Here is a 12,743-nt window from a genome sequence, read left to right on the forward strand (position 1 = left end):
TGCTGCTGATGGTTCGGTAATCGCTGTCGGCGGCCCGCTACTCGTAGCGGTACTTCAGCGAATCCGCCTCCGTCTGCTCGATGTCGGCGATCGTCAGCTCCGGCATCCGCAGCTGGGCCAGCGTCACCTCGGCCGAGGTCGGCTGGGCGTCCGCCGACAGCCACTGGTCCGGCTTCCAGGCCCCGCTGCGCAGGAGTGCCTTGGGGCAGTGCGGGTAGACCTCCTCGATTCCCAGCACCAGCGCACTGGCCGGCGGTTTGCCCACGGCGGTCAGCTGAGACAGCAGCTCCGGGCGGGTGGAGACGCAGGCCCGGCCGTTCACCCTGAGCGTCGTGGTGCGCCCCGGGATGACGAACAGCAGGCCGGCCCGTCCCGTGGTGACGACATTCTGCAGGGTGTCCAGACGCTTGTTGCCGGTCGCGTCCGGTATCGCCACCGTCCGTGTGTCCAGGACCGCGACGAACCCGGCGGGGCCGCCGCGCGGGGAAACGTCACAGTTGCCCTCTGCGTCCGTGCTGGCGACCAGGACCAGCGATGAGCATCCGATCAACCGCTTGGTCTGTTCGGTGAGTTCGGTCATCTGCTTGCGCACGGCGGCGTCGCTGGGGAGTTCGTAAGCCCGGCGCAGTGCCTCCTGGTCGGGCACGGCGTCGAGAAGGAGCGAGTCGAAGGCACTGCCGACAAGGGATGGCGTCATGCCCCCGACCCTAATGGGCGCCGATCCGCGATGGATCTTGGTCGTCCGCAAGACGGTATGTCTGCGGCCTGCGGTCACATGACGAGGGCAGCCACGAGACCTACCCCTTCGAGCTGAAGATCGACAAGCGGGTGGCGGGTGCCAAGGGCTCGGGGGCGCTGAGCACCGAGGCGCGGCCGTCCGACTCCGACAAGGCCAACGACAAGGCCGACATCACGCTGGAGGTCGCGGGTGGGGGGCGACCGGCTCGACGACCCGCTCGACGGGCAGTTCGACCAATGGCTCGGGCGGGCCGGGCGGCGGGTCGTCGTCGACCGGCGGCGACGGCACGACGACGAACGGCGGCAACCTGGCAGAGACCGGCTCCTCGACGCTGCCGGTCATGGGCGCGGCTGCCGCGGCGGTGGTCACGGGTGCGGGCGCGCTCCTCCGCGTGTGCCGCCGCCGGGCCCAGCGCCTGAGCTGACGACCGTTTGAGGCGAGTCAAAAAGCTGTCGCGGTGTCCTTGATCATCCTGATACGACATGGCAATGGTTACTGAAGCGCTGGATCCCACGGACCGTGTGCTTGCCGAGCGGGCTTGTGAACGCCTCATCGTCGAGTTCGTCCATAAGCTCGACCTCGGTGACCCGGGCGACGTGGCCGATCTCTTCACGGATGTCGGGTATTGGGAGTGGGCGGAAGGAAACCGTCGGATCCAGGGTCGTGACGCACTTCGGTCGTATTTCGCCGGCCGGCCCGCGGACCGGCTCTCGCGCCGGATATGCACGAACATCCTGGTCACCGTCACATCAGAGTCAACAGCCACCGCGACCACCTACTTCACGACCTACCGTGTCGACGGACATACCGGCGGTTTCGTACCCCCGCGAGCCCCGACGCAGGTCGGCCACTACGAGGACACGTTCCTCAAGACCGAAGGCCATTGGCTCCTCAGCTCTCGTTCCCTGTACCTGGCCTTTGCAGGGCCGACCGAGCGGCTTGAAGCAGCAGCCGAGGACTGAGCCCGCTCTGGTATGGGGCCCGGGGAGCGCGAGCGGTCTGCCGAACTGCTGGTCCGGACGAGTTGTTCGCCGAAGGCGGCCCGGAACGGGGTCAAGGCCATCAGCGGCGGCCGCCCGGTGCGTACCGGGTCTCTTGCCCATGCCCTTCACGACACCGCGGCGTCCCGGTAGTGCCCCAGGTACCGGAACGCGCCGTCGACGACCTGGAACTCGAACATCCCGTCGTGGTTGTAGCCGTACCCCGACTCGTACTTGACCGTGCGGGTGATGCCGGCATACGTGATCTCGGGCATCCGGCGGGCGATCGCGCCCCGTTCCGTCAGCGTGGTGCCGTTCTTGTCGCAGGCCTGGGCCAGGAACATCACGGCGTCGTGGGCCTCCGCCGCGTACCAGCCTGGGTCGGCGCCGAAGCGGGCGCGGTAGGCCGCCGTGAACGCGCGGGCGGAGGCGCGGGCCGTCGGGTCGGTGAAGGAGGTGGCGAAGACCCAGCCCTTCGCGGCGGCGCCGGCCGACGTGAGGAACCGTGGGTCGAGCGCGCGTTCCGTCGCCAACCGGGCGCCGGTGAACCGGTCGGCGGTCAGCGCGGACGCGAGTCCGGCGGCCCGGGCCGCGTCGCCGGTGAAGACGACCGCGTCCGCGCGGGCGGACCTCACCTCGGTGGCGAGCGACGCGTAGTCGATCTTCCCGGCGGCCACTTGGGTCACCGTGGCGTCCCGGCCGTTATGCCGCAGCGCCTGCTCGGTCTGGTCGCACACGGTCCAGGCGAAGTCGCCCTGCGCCCGGTCGTCCACGAGGAGCACGCGACGGGAGTCGACATGGTTGCTGAGGTAGCGGACGCAAGGGGCGGCGAGAAGCCCGTACGTGACGTGCAGCGCCGCATGACAGTGGAAGACGTTCGTGCCGAACGTCGAACTCAGTGTGTCGGTGCCCACCGAGACGGATACGACGGGCATCACCGCCTCGGTGTACGTCCTCTCGGTGGCGCGGAAGCAGGCGTCGGTGGTGGGGCCCAGCACGGCGAGCACCTCGGCGTCCTTCGTCAGCCGGGCGGCCAGCTCGCCGGCCCGCCCGGTGTCGCCGCCGTCGTCGTACGTCCGCAGCTTCAGCCGGAAAGGGCGGTCGCTCCGCGCGTTGAGCTGTTCGACGGCCAGCCGGGCACCGTCGAGCTGGGCCTTCCCGCTCTCCTTGCGGGCGCCGGTCAGATCGCCGTGGAACGCCACGACCAGTTCGGGGCGCCGAGGGCCGGTCCCGGACGACGCGGACGTTCCCGGCTTCGCCCGGGCGCTCCACCACCAGGCCCCGCCACCGCCCGCCGCGAGGAGTCCCGCCGTCGAGCCGAGGCGCAGGAAGCCGCGGCGGCCGACCGCGCGAGGAGTGGGGCGGGTGGCGGTGACGGCCGTCAGCGTCGCGGCCTCCGGTGACGCCGTACTCGCCGTGCTGGACGGTGTGGACGCGGATACCTGGGTCGGCTCGATCGCGCCGATGGTGAGCACGGCGGCGGACCTGTCGTTGATCAGCCGGGTGACCGGCGCGGGCAGCCAGTCGGGCGGCTCGGCGGAGTCGGCCGCCGCCTTCTCCCCGAGCGCCGTACGGAGCCGCGCGAGGCTCGGGCGGTCGGCCGGATCCTTGCGCAGGCAGGCACTCAGCAGGGGTGTCAGACCGTCCGGGAGCGCCGCCGGATCGGGCTCCTGGTAGATCGTGCGCAGCAGCACCCCCGCCGCCGCGCCGTCACCGAACGGCCGCACCCCGGTCGCGGCGAACGCCAGTACGCACCCCAGCGAGAACACGTCGCTGGGCGGGCCGATCTCGCCGCTCCGAGCCCGCGCCTGCTCGGGTGACAGGAAGCCGGGCGAGCCGATGATCACGCCGCTGGAAGTGAGCGCGGTGGCTTCCGGCGCGCGGGCGATGCCGAAGTCGATGAGCCGTGGTCCGTCCGGGGCCAGCAGGACGTTCCCCGGCTTCACGTCGCGGTGCACGAGACCGGCCCCGTGCACCGCCTCGAGCGCTTCGGCGAGTCGCGCGCCCAGCACCCGCACGGAAGCGAGCGACAGCGGCCCGAATGCGTGCACCGCCTCGGCGAGCGAGGGCCCCGGCACGTACGAGGTCGCCAGCCACGGGGTCTCCGCGTCGGCGTCCGCGTCCAGCAGCGGGACCACCCAGCGGCTGCTGACCTGCCGGGCGGCCTCGACCTCACGGCGGAAACGGGTCCGGAATCCGCTCTCGTCGGCGTACGAGGACCGGACAGTCTTCACCGCGGCGATCGCCCCGCCCGGCGCACGGGCCAGGAAGACCACGCCCATGCCACCGGCGCCCAGCCGCCGCAGCAGACGATAGCGGCCGATCCGGGACGGGTCGGCGGCCCGCAGGGACTCCATCAGACGGTCAGCGGCGCGGGGCCGTCGTACACGAAGGCACCGTGGTCCACCCGCCAGAGGAAGCCGCCGGTGCCGTCGATGACGATCATGCCGTTCTTCTCGAAGGCGAACTTCTTGGTGATGCCCTGGTACTTCCCGTCCCGTACGGCTGTGAGCAGGTTCTGCCGGGTGCGGCCCTTCGACGGCAGCCCGGCCAGGGCCTTGAGCAGCATCCCGGTCACGTCGTAGGCCTCCGCCGCGTACCGGGGCGGCGCCTCCTTGAAGCGCTCGCGGTAGGCGGCGGCGAACTTCCGCGCCTCGGGTTTGCGGGTCGCGTCGATGACCGGAGCGACCATCACCCAGCCCTCGGCGCCTTCCTGGGCCTGCGTCAGGAATCGCTCGTCCAGCAATGCCGGGCCGGACACCCGAGCACCCTGGAAGTCGCGTTCCCGTAGCGTCGCGGCGATCAGCGCTCCCCGGTCGGGCAGACCGGCGAAGAACACGGAGTCGGCCCCGGCGGAGAGCACCGCGTCCACGGCGCTGCCGAAGTCGTGGCGCATCGCGCTGACCACTTCCGGCACGGACGGGTACGGGATGCTGCCGAGCGCGTTGCTGAGGGAACTGCCCAGATTGGTCCCGTAGGTGCCGGCCGGGCGGTCGATGACGATGCCGACCTTGCGCGATCGCCCTGCGCCGCGCAGGTAGTTGCTCACGTAGATGGGCAGCACCGCGTCGGGCAGCCGTGCGTGCAGGAACGAGCGGAATCCCTGGAGGGACAGGGCGGTCGTGCCGGGGGACACGCCGACGACCGGCAGCAGCCCGGCGTCGTACGCCGCGAGTGCCGCCTGCCCGGTGTCGTCGGTGGTCGGGCCGACCACGGCGAGGACCGCCGGATCGTCGGTGAGCTCCTTGGCGAGCCGGGCCGAGGCCGCCGGATCACCCCGGTCGTCGACGGCTTTGACCTTCACGGTGAACGGGGCGTCGCCGCGCGCGTTGAACTCCGCGACCGCGAGCCGCAGTCCGCGCTCCTGGGCCCGGCCCGTCTCCCGCTGTGGTCCGCTGAGGTCGCCGTGCAGCGCGACGGTGTGCACCGGCCGGCGCGAGGACGCGGCGGCAGGGCTCTGGCCTCCCGGGCCGCTGTCGCGGGTGACCGCCCACCAGGCCCCGCCTCCGCCCGCCGCCAGCGTCATGGCCCCGCCGGCGAGCAGCAGGAAGCGACGCCGGCCGGCCGGGAGGGAGTTCCGCGGCTCCGTCGGCTCGGACATGTCACGCGTGTCGGGCTCCGCCGGGTCGCCAGCGGCCGGTGTGGCGGAGGGCGCCAGCGTGTGCTCGATGTCGGGAAGCGCGAGCGCGGCGGCCGAGCGCTCGGCGATCAGTCGGGCGACCGGCTCGGGCAGCCACCCGGACGCGCCTTGGTCCCGCGGTGCGGCCTCGGACGCACTCTCGTCCCGCGGTGCGGCCTCGGAGGTCGCTTCGTCCTGGGCGGCGCCGTCGGCCGCCAGTTCCCGCACCAGCTCACCGGCATCCGGCCGCCGGGCAGGATCCTTCTCCAGACAGCGGCCCAGCACCTCGCGCAGCCACGCCGGCACCCCATCGAGGTCCGCCGGGTCGTGAACGGCCCGGTACAGCAGGGCGTCGACCGCTCCGCTGCCGAACGGCGCCCGCCCGGTCGCCGCGAACGCCAGGACACAGCCGAGGGAGAACACGTCGCTCGCCGGGCCGATGCCGTCCCCGCCCCGCCCCTCGGCCTGCTCGGGAGACAGATAACCGGGTGTGCCGACCACCATCCCGGTCGCCGTGAGCGTCCGGTCCTCCGGTGCGCGGGCGATGCCGAAGTCGATGAGTCGTGGACCGTCATGGGCGGTCAGCACATTGCCCGGCTTCAGATCCCGGTGGACCAGCCCGGCCCGGTGCACCTCGCCCAGCGCCTCGGCCAGCCGGGCGCCGAGCAGCCGCAGACCGCGCTCGGGCAGCGGCCCGTACGCGGCCACGGCCTCGCCCAGTGACGGTCCGGGCACGAACGCCGTCGCCAGCCACGGCGCCTCGGCGTCCGGGTCGGCGTCCACCAGCGGCACCACCCAGGGGCTGTCGACCCGCCGGGCGACCTCGACCTCGCGGCGGAACCGCTCCTTGAAACCCGGCTCTTCGGCGTACTCGGCGAGCAGCACCTTCAGCGCCACCAGCGCGCCCCCAGGAGTGCGTGCCAAGTACACCACGCCCATGCCTCCGGCGCCGAGCCGCCCGAGCAGGCGATGGTCCGCGATACGCGCGGGATCCGACGAACGCAGCGGCTCCATCAGCTGTCTCCTCCGAGCTCGGACTCCACGCTGGTGAGCATCGCGACGTTGGCGCGCGACGCGTACGTCCCCAACTCGTTGTCCGAATAGCCCTTGGCGCCCTTCACCGACACCGCGAGAGTCACTGTGCCGAGCCGGGTGACGTACCAGTAGTAGGTCTGCGCGCCGCTTCCGGTGAGATATTTGCCCATTTCCACGACCTGGTCGTCGGAGTAGGTGTTGCTGCCCTGACCGTAAGGAGTGGCGGTCGAGATGAGTCCGGCGATCCGCTCGTCGGTACGGACCTGCTGCTGCCGGCAGCGCAACGGTTCCTCCAGCGTGGTGGCCAGGTGCTCGTCGGCCTCGCGCACGGTGGTGTGGACGGTGACCGCCGCGCTCACCTTGAGCTCGCCCTTGCCACCGACGGCGGGAATCTCGCTGTAGCGGGACAGGGAAGCCAGGACGCCCTGAGGCAGCGCCCGCCGCTCCCACCGGCACTGCTCGTCCAGCACGGCGGCCGTGCCCGGAGTGCTCACGGCCGGCCGCTGCTCCCGGAAATCGGCACCCCACGCCTGCGGTGTCAGCGCGACGACCGCTGCCAGCGCCTCGGCCCGGCCGTTCGTCCTGGGCACCTTGGCGGGGTCCGCCTGGAACGGCGTCAGTGACGACGCGTCCCCCGAGGAGGACGCGGACGCGGCGCCCGAGGGGGAGCCGGACGTGACGGCTGATGGAGAGCCGGACGTGGCTGGTGCGCCGGATCTCGAAGGTGCCGAAGAGCTCGGCCCGGCCGCCTTGCCGTCGTCCCCGGAACCGCAGCCGCTGAGCACCACGGCCGTCGTGGCGATCGAAGCGGCTAACCGCCACGGCCAAGTGCTCCTGCGCACAACGGTGTTGCCGTTACTCATCCCCGCCCCCTCGCTCACGAGCCCCCCGCTCGCGTGCCGTGATCGTACCGGCGGGCACGAGGAGTGGGCGGGCGGTTACACGAACAGGGGACGGCCGAGTCAGTGTGTGTCGGCCCAATCCCGGCCGGGTGTCCATGTATGAGGATCTTGGCCGTGCAGGAGAACCGCAGCGCTCGTGCCCTCGAACCCGAAGAGGGGAAGCCCGATGGGCCCGCCTCGCAGCGTGACTGACGGCTGTTCCACTTGAGTGCGGGGCTGAGAGCGGCGGAGAGAGCAGCCCGTGTGGTTCCGGAATGCGCCTGTTGCCCTGTCAGCGCAGGCCGCTGTAGGCGGCCATCACGATCTCCATGCCCCGGTCGTCCTCCTGCCGGTCCCGGTCGATCATCTGGTTCATGACATAGGCCACGGTCATGTGCGAACCGGGATCGCTCACGACCAGCGAGCCACCCCAGCCGCCCCAGCCGAAGGTGTCGCCGAACTTGCCGAATCCGACCGTCCAGGACATCGGCGTCCCCAGCACGCGGTCGTCGCCGCGGAACACCTCCTGCCACGCCGGCTCGCATCCCTGGGGGGACAGCAGTCGCACGCCGCCCGCCGACCCCTGGTTCGCCAGCACCGACTGGACGAGGGCGACAGAGCGAGCGTTGCCGAAACCGTTCACCGCGGGGATCTGCGCACGGCGCCAGGGCACGGAGTTGGCGTCCTTGACCCGGACAACCGCTCCGGTGTTCTCCCGGCGTGTGCCGTCTGGGCCCGGCGGTGCACTGGCAGCGTATGCGTCGGTCAGTGACGGTGGCGGGATGAGCGGTGCGACGCGGTGGTCATGGTCGGAGGAGAGCCCGACGTGGAAATCCGCGCCCAGCGGTTCGGCCACCTCTTCGGCGAAGAACTCGCCGAGACCGCGGCCGGTGATGCGGCGGACGATCTCACCCACAATGAAGCCGAAGGTGAGTGCGTGATAGCCGGCGGCCGTTCCTGGCTCCCACTCGGGTGCCTGCGCGGCCAGTCCTGTCGTCACGCTCTCCCAGTCGTAGAGGTCCTCGACCGCCGTCAGCCCGGACAGGTCCGGAAGCCCCGCGGTGTGCGACAGGACGTGTCGTACCAGCACGTTCTCCTTGCTGGCCGCGGCGAACTCGGGCCAGTAGGCGGCGACCGGCGCGGACAGATCGAGCTCGCCCCGGTCGGCGAGAATCAGCGCGCACAGGGCGATCATGTTCTTGGTCGTCGAGTTCACACCGGTGAGGGTGTCGCGTTCCCAGCCGACGGAGCGGTTCGCGTCGGCGTACCCGCCCCAGAGGTCGACCACCGGCTCGCCGTCGATGAAGACGGCCGCCGAGGCGCCCACGTCGTCCTTGCCGAGCAAAGCCGCGAGTGCCTCACGGACTGCGGCAAACCCCGGATCGCAAAATCCCCTAACATCGTTCATGGGCGTAAGCCTCAAATAATCCCAGGGCTTCCCGCCCAACAATTCCCGCACCGGTTTTGTCGGGCGGGGTGCGATCAGATCTTCTCTACTGCGGTGAGGCGGCCTGACGGGTCGCGCGGTGAGCCCGTCAGCCGACCGCTCCCGCCGCCGCCCCGCGGTCTGCCGGCGGCCCGGCCGGTCGTCTCCGAGCCCGGCCGTATCGGTGGCTGTCCCACAAGGCAAGGGCGGATACGCGTGCTGGAGCGGCTGAATCAGGCGCTGGACCACCTGGAGTCCTGCCTCGACCAAGAGGTCGACATGGCCGAGGTCGCCCGGATCGCCGCGGTCTCGGAGTACCATTTCCGGCGGCTGTTCTCCGCGCTCGCCGGGATGCCGCTCGCGGTCTACGTACGGCGTCGGCGGATGACACTCGCCGGCGCCGAGGTGCTGGCCGGGGAGCTGACGCTGCTCGATGTCGCGGTGCGGTACGGGTACGGCTCGGGCGAGGCGTTCGCCCGGGCATTCCGGTCGGTGCACGGCATCGGACCGGGCGAGGCCCGGCGCACGGGTGCGGTGCTCACGGCACAGCCGCGCATGTCCTTCCGCGTCGTCGTCGAGGGGAGCACGACCATGCGGTACCGGATCGTGGAGAAGGAGTCGTTTCGGGTCGTCGGCAGGAAGGCCCGGGTCCCCCTCGTGCACGAGGGGCTCAACGCGGCGGCCGCGGCGCACGTGGAGAGCCTGGACAAGCAGGCGATCGTCCGGATGAAGGGGCTGGCCGGCGGGGAGCCGGAGGGGGTCCTGTCGGCGGTGGTGTACCTGACCGACAGCCGGGAGGAGGGCGCAGAGGCGGACTACTGGGTCGGCGTGGTGACCGGTCCCGAGGTGGTCGCCGAGGAGCTCGACGCCCTCGACGTGCCGGCCGGCACCTGGGCGGTCTTCGACAACCACGGGCCCTATCCGAGCGCACTCCAGGAACTGTGGCGAGACGTGTTCACGCAGTGGTTCCCCTCGAACCTGTACACGGCCCGGCCAGGCCCGGAGCTTCTGCTGACGCGGCCGGTGGAGATCGGCGCGGAGACCGGCTCGCAGCTGTGGATCCCGGTCGAGCGGGGCGGTGGGAGCGCCGGGGCGTGAACATCGGCACCTGGCAACGGAGTTCTGTCTCAGCCGGCCGAAGCGGCCCAAGTGAGCCGTTCGTTCGACGGACTCCAGCCCCGATGGCCGTGGCCCTTGCCCCAACTGCCGCTGGTGCGTCCTCGATCGCCGGTGCGGTCTGGGTGCAGAGCGGCGTGGCGATTGGCCGGCGCGAACACCCTTCCTGCGGACAGCAACGCCGCCCCGTCCGCGCCATAGAGCAAGCCTATACATCTGAACAGAATTCCCGACTCAGAACACTAGTGTCCTGCGCCGGAGATCCGTCGTTAATTTGTGTATGAGTGCTTCTGCGGATGTGCCGGTGCCTCGTCGTGGCCCGAAGTTGGAACCGTTGCTGTTGTCGCCCGATGAGCGTGTGGTGTTGGAGCGTTGGGCCCGCAGGGCGTCATCTGCGCAGGCAGTAGCCTTGCGGGCTCGCATCGTGTTGGCATGCGACGGTGCTGATGTGCCACCGATTGTTGTGGTGGCACGCGAGTTACACATCGCGGCGGACACGGTCCGCAAGTGGCGTCGCCGGTTTCTGGCCGCCCGGCTGGACGGGCTGGTGGACGAACCCCGGCCGGGCCGGCCGCCCACCATCAGCGTGGACCAGGTGGAGGCCGTCGTGGTCAGCACGCTGGAAGAGATCCCGAAGAACGCCACGCACTGGTCCCGTGCGTCCATGGCCGACCGCAGTGGCCTGTCGAAGTCCACCGTGGGCCGGATCTGGCGACGATTCCAGCTCAAGCCGCACCTGAGCGACACGTTCAAGCTCTCGACGGACCCACTGTTCGTGGAGAAGGTCTACGACGTGGTGGGCCTGTATTTCAACCCGCCCGAGGGCGCGGTGGTCCTGTCGGTGGACGAGAAGTCCCAGATCCAGGCCCTGGACCGCTCCCAGCCGGTGCTGCCGATGATGCCCGGCATGCCCGAGCGCCGCACTCATGACTATGTCCGTAACGGCCTGACCACCTTGTTCGCGACCTTCGACGTCGCGACCGGCGAAGTCATCACCTCCCTGCACCACCGGCACCGGGCCGCGGAGTTCAAGAAGTTCCTCATCAAGATCGACAACGAGGTTCCCGGGCACCTGCAGGTCCACTTGATCTGCGACAACTACGGCACCCACAAGACCCCGGCCATCAAGACATGGCTGGCCAAACACCCGCGGTTCCACCTGCACTTCACACCCACCGGCTCCTCCTGGATCAACCAGGTGGAACGATGGTTCGGCTTCCTCGCCGACCAGAAGATCCGCCGCGGCGCCCACAAGAGCGTGCGTTCCCTGGAAGCCGACATCCGCGCCTGGGTCAAACAGTGGAACGCGAACCCGACCCCGTTCACCTGGACCAAGACAGCCGAAGAGATCCTCGACTCACTCGCCCGCTTCTGCCAACGAATCTCCGGCGCAGGACACTAGGGCCTGTGTCATGTCGTGATCAATCGGCTGTTCGTAACAGGTCGTCGATCCAGATCATCGAGGCGCGGAGTTCGAGGCCGGCGAGGTAGCTCTCGGGGGTCTTGTCGAAGCGTGTGGCGATGCCGCGCCAGTCCTTCAGCCGGTTGATCAGGCGCTCGACGGTGTTGCGCTCCTTGTAGAGGTCTGCGTCGTGGCTGACGGGCCTGCCCCCGCGGCTGCCTTTCTTCGCGCGGTTGGCGGCCTGGTCCTTCTTCTCCGGGATCACCGCCTTGATGCCGCGTTTCCGCAGGTAAGAGCGGTTGCCGCGAGACGAGTAGGCCTTATCCGCAGCGACGGCGCCCGGCCGGGTGCGGGGCCTGCCGGCCGGCAGTCGGACGCGGATCTTGTTCAGCACGGGGATGAACTGCGGGCTGTCCGCGGCCTGCCCGGCGGTCAGGACGAACGCCAGCGGGCGGCACCTGCGGTCGGCGACAAGGTGAATCTTGCTGGTCAGCCCGCCGCGGGACCTGCCGAGCAGGGCTTCCTTCAGACGGAGCCGGTACCGCCGCCGGACACGTCGCCGTTCTTCCCGCCCGGGGTCGCTTTCGCCGTCCTGCCCGTTCCGTCCCCCCGCGCCGCCCCCTTTTGCCGAGCCCGCTCCTCCTCGGCAGCGGCTTCCTCCAGGGCGTCCAGCACCTCGCGGTCCACCTGTAGTCCGGCCGCGTCGTGGTGCGCGCGGGCCGTGGTGGAGTCCACGCTGACCAGCGACAGGTCCGTCTTCCCCCGGCGGGCGGCCTCGGCGATCAGGCCCTCCAGAAGTGCGGTGAAGACACCGGCGTTCCGCCAGACCCGAAACCGTCCATAGACGGTCGGCCACGGCCCGAACTCGGCCGGCATCTCACGCCACTGCGCGCTGGTTTTGAACCGCCAGATCACCCCCTCGAACTGATCCCGCAGCCGCTCGGGGTACGGACCGTACTCGCCGATCGGCAGATACGGCTCGATCAACTCCCACTGGCCAACCGTGAGTTGCCTACGCGTCACGACCGCATTCCTACCGGATCCACCCTCCAGACGGACCCGGATCCGCAAGATTGATCACGACATGACACAGGCCCTAGTCGTCGTTCGGCAGGTACCACCCGTGCTCGCGATGCCTGGGCTCTGGTGGGTTCGGGTTCTCGCGGGCATAGGCCTCGTTTGCACGGCGAATCATCTCTGCATCGTAGCGGTGCAGCTCGTCGTACAGTTTATCCGCTTCAATGACATCCCCAGCGGATACGTAACGCTCTCGCAGTGCCTCGCGTTCGTCTGCGAGTTCCGCGTCGGACAGCGGGCGGAGGCTACCGAGGCCACGCGCGATGGAGTTGAAGATGCCCATGCGTTGATGTTGTCACGCTGGGGGCTACCGCCGCGCTGTTGTCCGCCAATACCGCCTCGAAGGTGCGCGAAAACGCCCGGCTCGCGGCTGCTGAGAAGGCTTCCGCATACCGGTCGATGGGCGTGGTCAGTCGAACTGGGTTCTGGATCGGGTGATCGCGGCGGCGCCGGTGCATGAAGACAGGG

General features: G+C 70.2%; 11 protein-coding genes and 1 pseudogene. 3 read left to right on the forward strand and 9 right to left on the reverse strand.

What is annotated here, in order from left to right; genetic code table 11:
- Window positions 1-37: 37 nt before the first annotated feature.
- Entirely contained in the window at window positions 38-697 is a 660-nt protein-coding gene (locus ACFYW8_RS42985; RefSeq protein ID WP_389092863.1) for an MSMEG_1061 family FMN-dependent PPOX-type flavoprotein, read from the reverse strand.
- Window positions 698-910: 213 nt separating this feature from the next.
- Window positions 911-1,108, reverse strand: coding sequence for a hypothetical protein (locus ACFYW8_RS42990; RefSeq protein ID WP_389092868.1), 198 nt, complete (start codon window positions 1,106-1,108; stop codon window positions 911-913).
- 119 nt (window positions 1,109-1,227) lie between these two features.
- Between ACFYW8_RS42990 and ACFYW8_RS42995 the strand changes: the two genes are divergently transcribed.
- Window positions 1,228-1,701, forward strand: coding sequence for a nuclear transport factor 2 family protein (locus tag ACFYW8_RS42995; RefSeq protein WP_389092873.1), 474 nt, complete (start codon window positions 1,228-1,230; stop codon window positions 1,699-1,701).
- Between the two features lie 146 nt (window positions 1,702-1,847).
- Here the strand turns inward: ACFYW8_RS42995 and ACFYW8_RS43000 are convergent, their stop codons facing one another.
- From ACFYW8_RS43000 to ACFYW8_RS43015, 4 genes are all read right to left on the reverse strand, one after another.
- A complete protein-coding gene (locus ACFYW8_RS43000; RefSeq protein ID WP_389092877.1) occupies window positions 1,848-4,076 on the reverse strand; it encodes a bifunctional serine/threonine-protein kinase/ABC transporter substrate-binding protein in 2,229 nt (742 codons plus the stop codon).
- Window positions 4,076-6,352 carry a bifunctional serine/threonine-protein kinase/ABC transporter substrate-binding protein gene (locus ACFYW8_RS43005; protein WP_389092881.1) on the reverse strand — a complete coding sequence of 759 codons (2,277 nt, stop codon included), beginning with the start codon at window positions 6,350-6,352 and terminating at the stop codon, window positions 4,076-4,078. The genes ACFYW8_RS43000 and ACFYW8_RS43005 overlap by 1 nt, the downstream gene beginning before the upstream one ends.
- Window positions 6,352-6,963 carry a hypothetical protein gene (locus ACFYW8_RS43010; protein ID WP_389092885.1) on the reverse strand — a complete coding sequence of 204 codons (612 nt, stop codon included), beginning with the start codon at window positions 6,961-6,963 and terminating at the stop codon, window positions 6,352-6,354. Before ACFYW8_RS43010 ends, ACFYW8_RS43005 begins: the two co-directional genes overlap by 1 nt.
- 583 nt (window positions 6,964-7,546) lie before the next feature.
- The gene (locus ACFYW8_RS43015; RefSeq protein WP_389092889.1) at window positions 7,547-8,662 is read right to left on the reverse strand and encodes a serine hydrolase domain-containing protein; all 1,116 of its coding nucleotides are present in this window, start codon (window positions 8,660-8,662) and stop codon (window positions 7,547-7,549) included.
- A gap of 234 nt (window positions 8,663-8,896) precedes the next feature.
- Here ACFYW8_RS43015 and ACFYW8_RS43020 point away from each other — a divergent pair, with 234 nt between their 5' ends.
- Both ACFYW8_RS43020 and ACFYW8_RS43025 read left to right on the forward strand, forming a co-directional pair.
- A complete protein-coding gene (locus tag ACFYW8_RS43020) occupies window positions 8,897-9,778 on the forward strand; it encodes a GyrI-like domain-containing protein (RefSeq protein ID WP_389092893.1) in 882 nt (293 codons plus the stop codon).
- 298 nt (window positions 9,779-10,076) lie between these two features.
- On the forward strand, window positions 10,077-11,198 hold the full coding sequence (locus ACFYW8_RS43025; protein ID WP_389092898.1) for an IS630 family transposase: 1,122 nt from the start codon (window positions 10,077-10,079) through the stop codon (window positions 11,196-11,198).
- A gap of 19 nt (window positions 11,199-11,217) precedes the next feature.
- Here the strand turns inward: ACFYW8_RS43025 and ACFYW8_RS43030 are convergent.
- The 3 genes and pseudogenes from ACFYW8_RS43030 to ACFYW8_RS43040 all read right to left on the reverse strand — a co-directional run.
- Window positions 11,218-12,221: pseudogene (locus ACFYW8_RS43030) on the reverse strand (IS5 family transposase).
- Between the two features lie 73 nt (window positions 12,222-12,294).
- Complete coding sequence (locus ACFYW8_RS43035; RefSeq protein ID WP_389092902.1) at window positions 12,295-12,558, reverse strand: hypothetical protein; 264 nt, start codon at window positions 12,556-12,558, stop codon at window positions 12,295-12,297.
- A partial coding sequence (locus ACFYW8_RS43040) for a hypothetical protein (RefSeq protein WP_389092905.1) occupies window positions 12,521-12,743 on the reverse strand: 223 nt, incomplete at its 5' end. The genes ACFYW8_RS43040 and ACFYW8_RS43035, both read right to left, overlap by 38 nt.

The sequence above is a fragment of the Streptomyces sp. NPDC002742 genome (genome assembly GCF_042888885.1).
In the GTDB taxonomy this organism is placed as follows: Bacteria; Actinomycetota; Actinomycetes; order Streptomycetales; family Streptomycetaceae; genus Streptomyces.

Coding starts and splice junctions, on each gene's coding strand:
- ACFYW8_RS42985 (WP_389092863.1), bottom strand. CDS start 697: ATGACGCCATCCCTTGTCGGCAGTGCCTTCGACTCGCTCCTTCTCGAC.
- ACFYW8_RS42995 (WP_389092873.1), top strand. CDS start 1,228: ATGGTTACTGAAGCGCTGGATCCCACGGACCGTGTGCTTGCCGAGCGG.
- ACFYW8_RS43000 (WP_389092877.1), bottom strand. CDS start 4,076: ATGGAGTCCCTGCGGGCCGCCGACCCGTCCCGGATCGGCCGCTATCGT.
- ACFYW8_RS43005 (WP_389092881.1), bottom strand. CDS start 6,352: ATGGAGCCGCTGCGTTCGTCGGATCCCGCGCGTATCGCGGACCATCGC.
- ACFYW8_RS43015 (WP_389092889.1), bottom strand. CDS start 8,662: ATGAACGATGTTAGGGGATTTTGCGATCCGGGGTTTGCCGCAGTCCGT.
- ACFYW8_RS43025 (WP_389092898.1), top strand. CDS start 10,077: ATGAGTGCTTCTGCGGATGTGCCGGTGCCTCGTCGTGGCCCGAAGTTG.
- ACFYW8_RS43035 (WP_389092902.1), bottom strand. CDS start 12,558: ATGGGCATCTTCAACTCCATCGCGCGTGGCCTCGGTAGCCTCCGCCCG.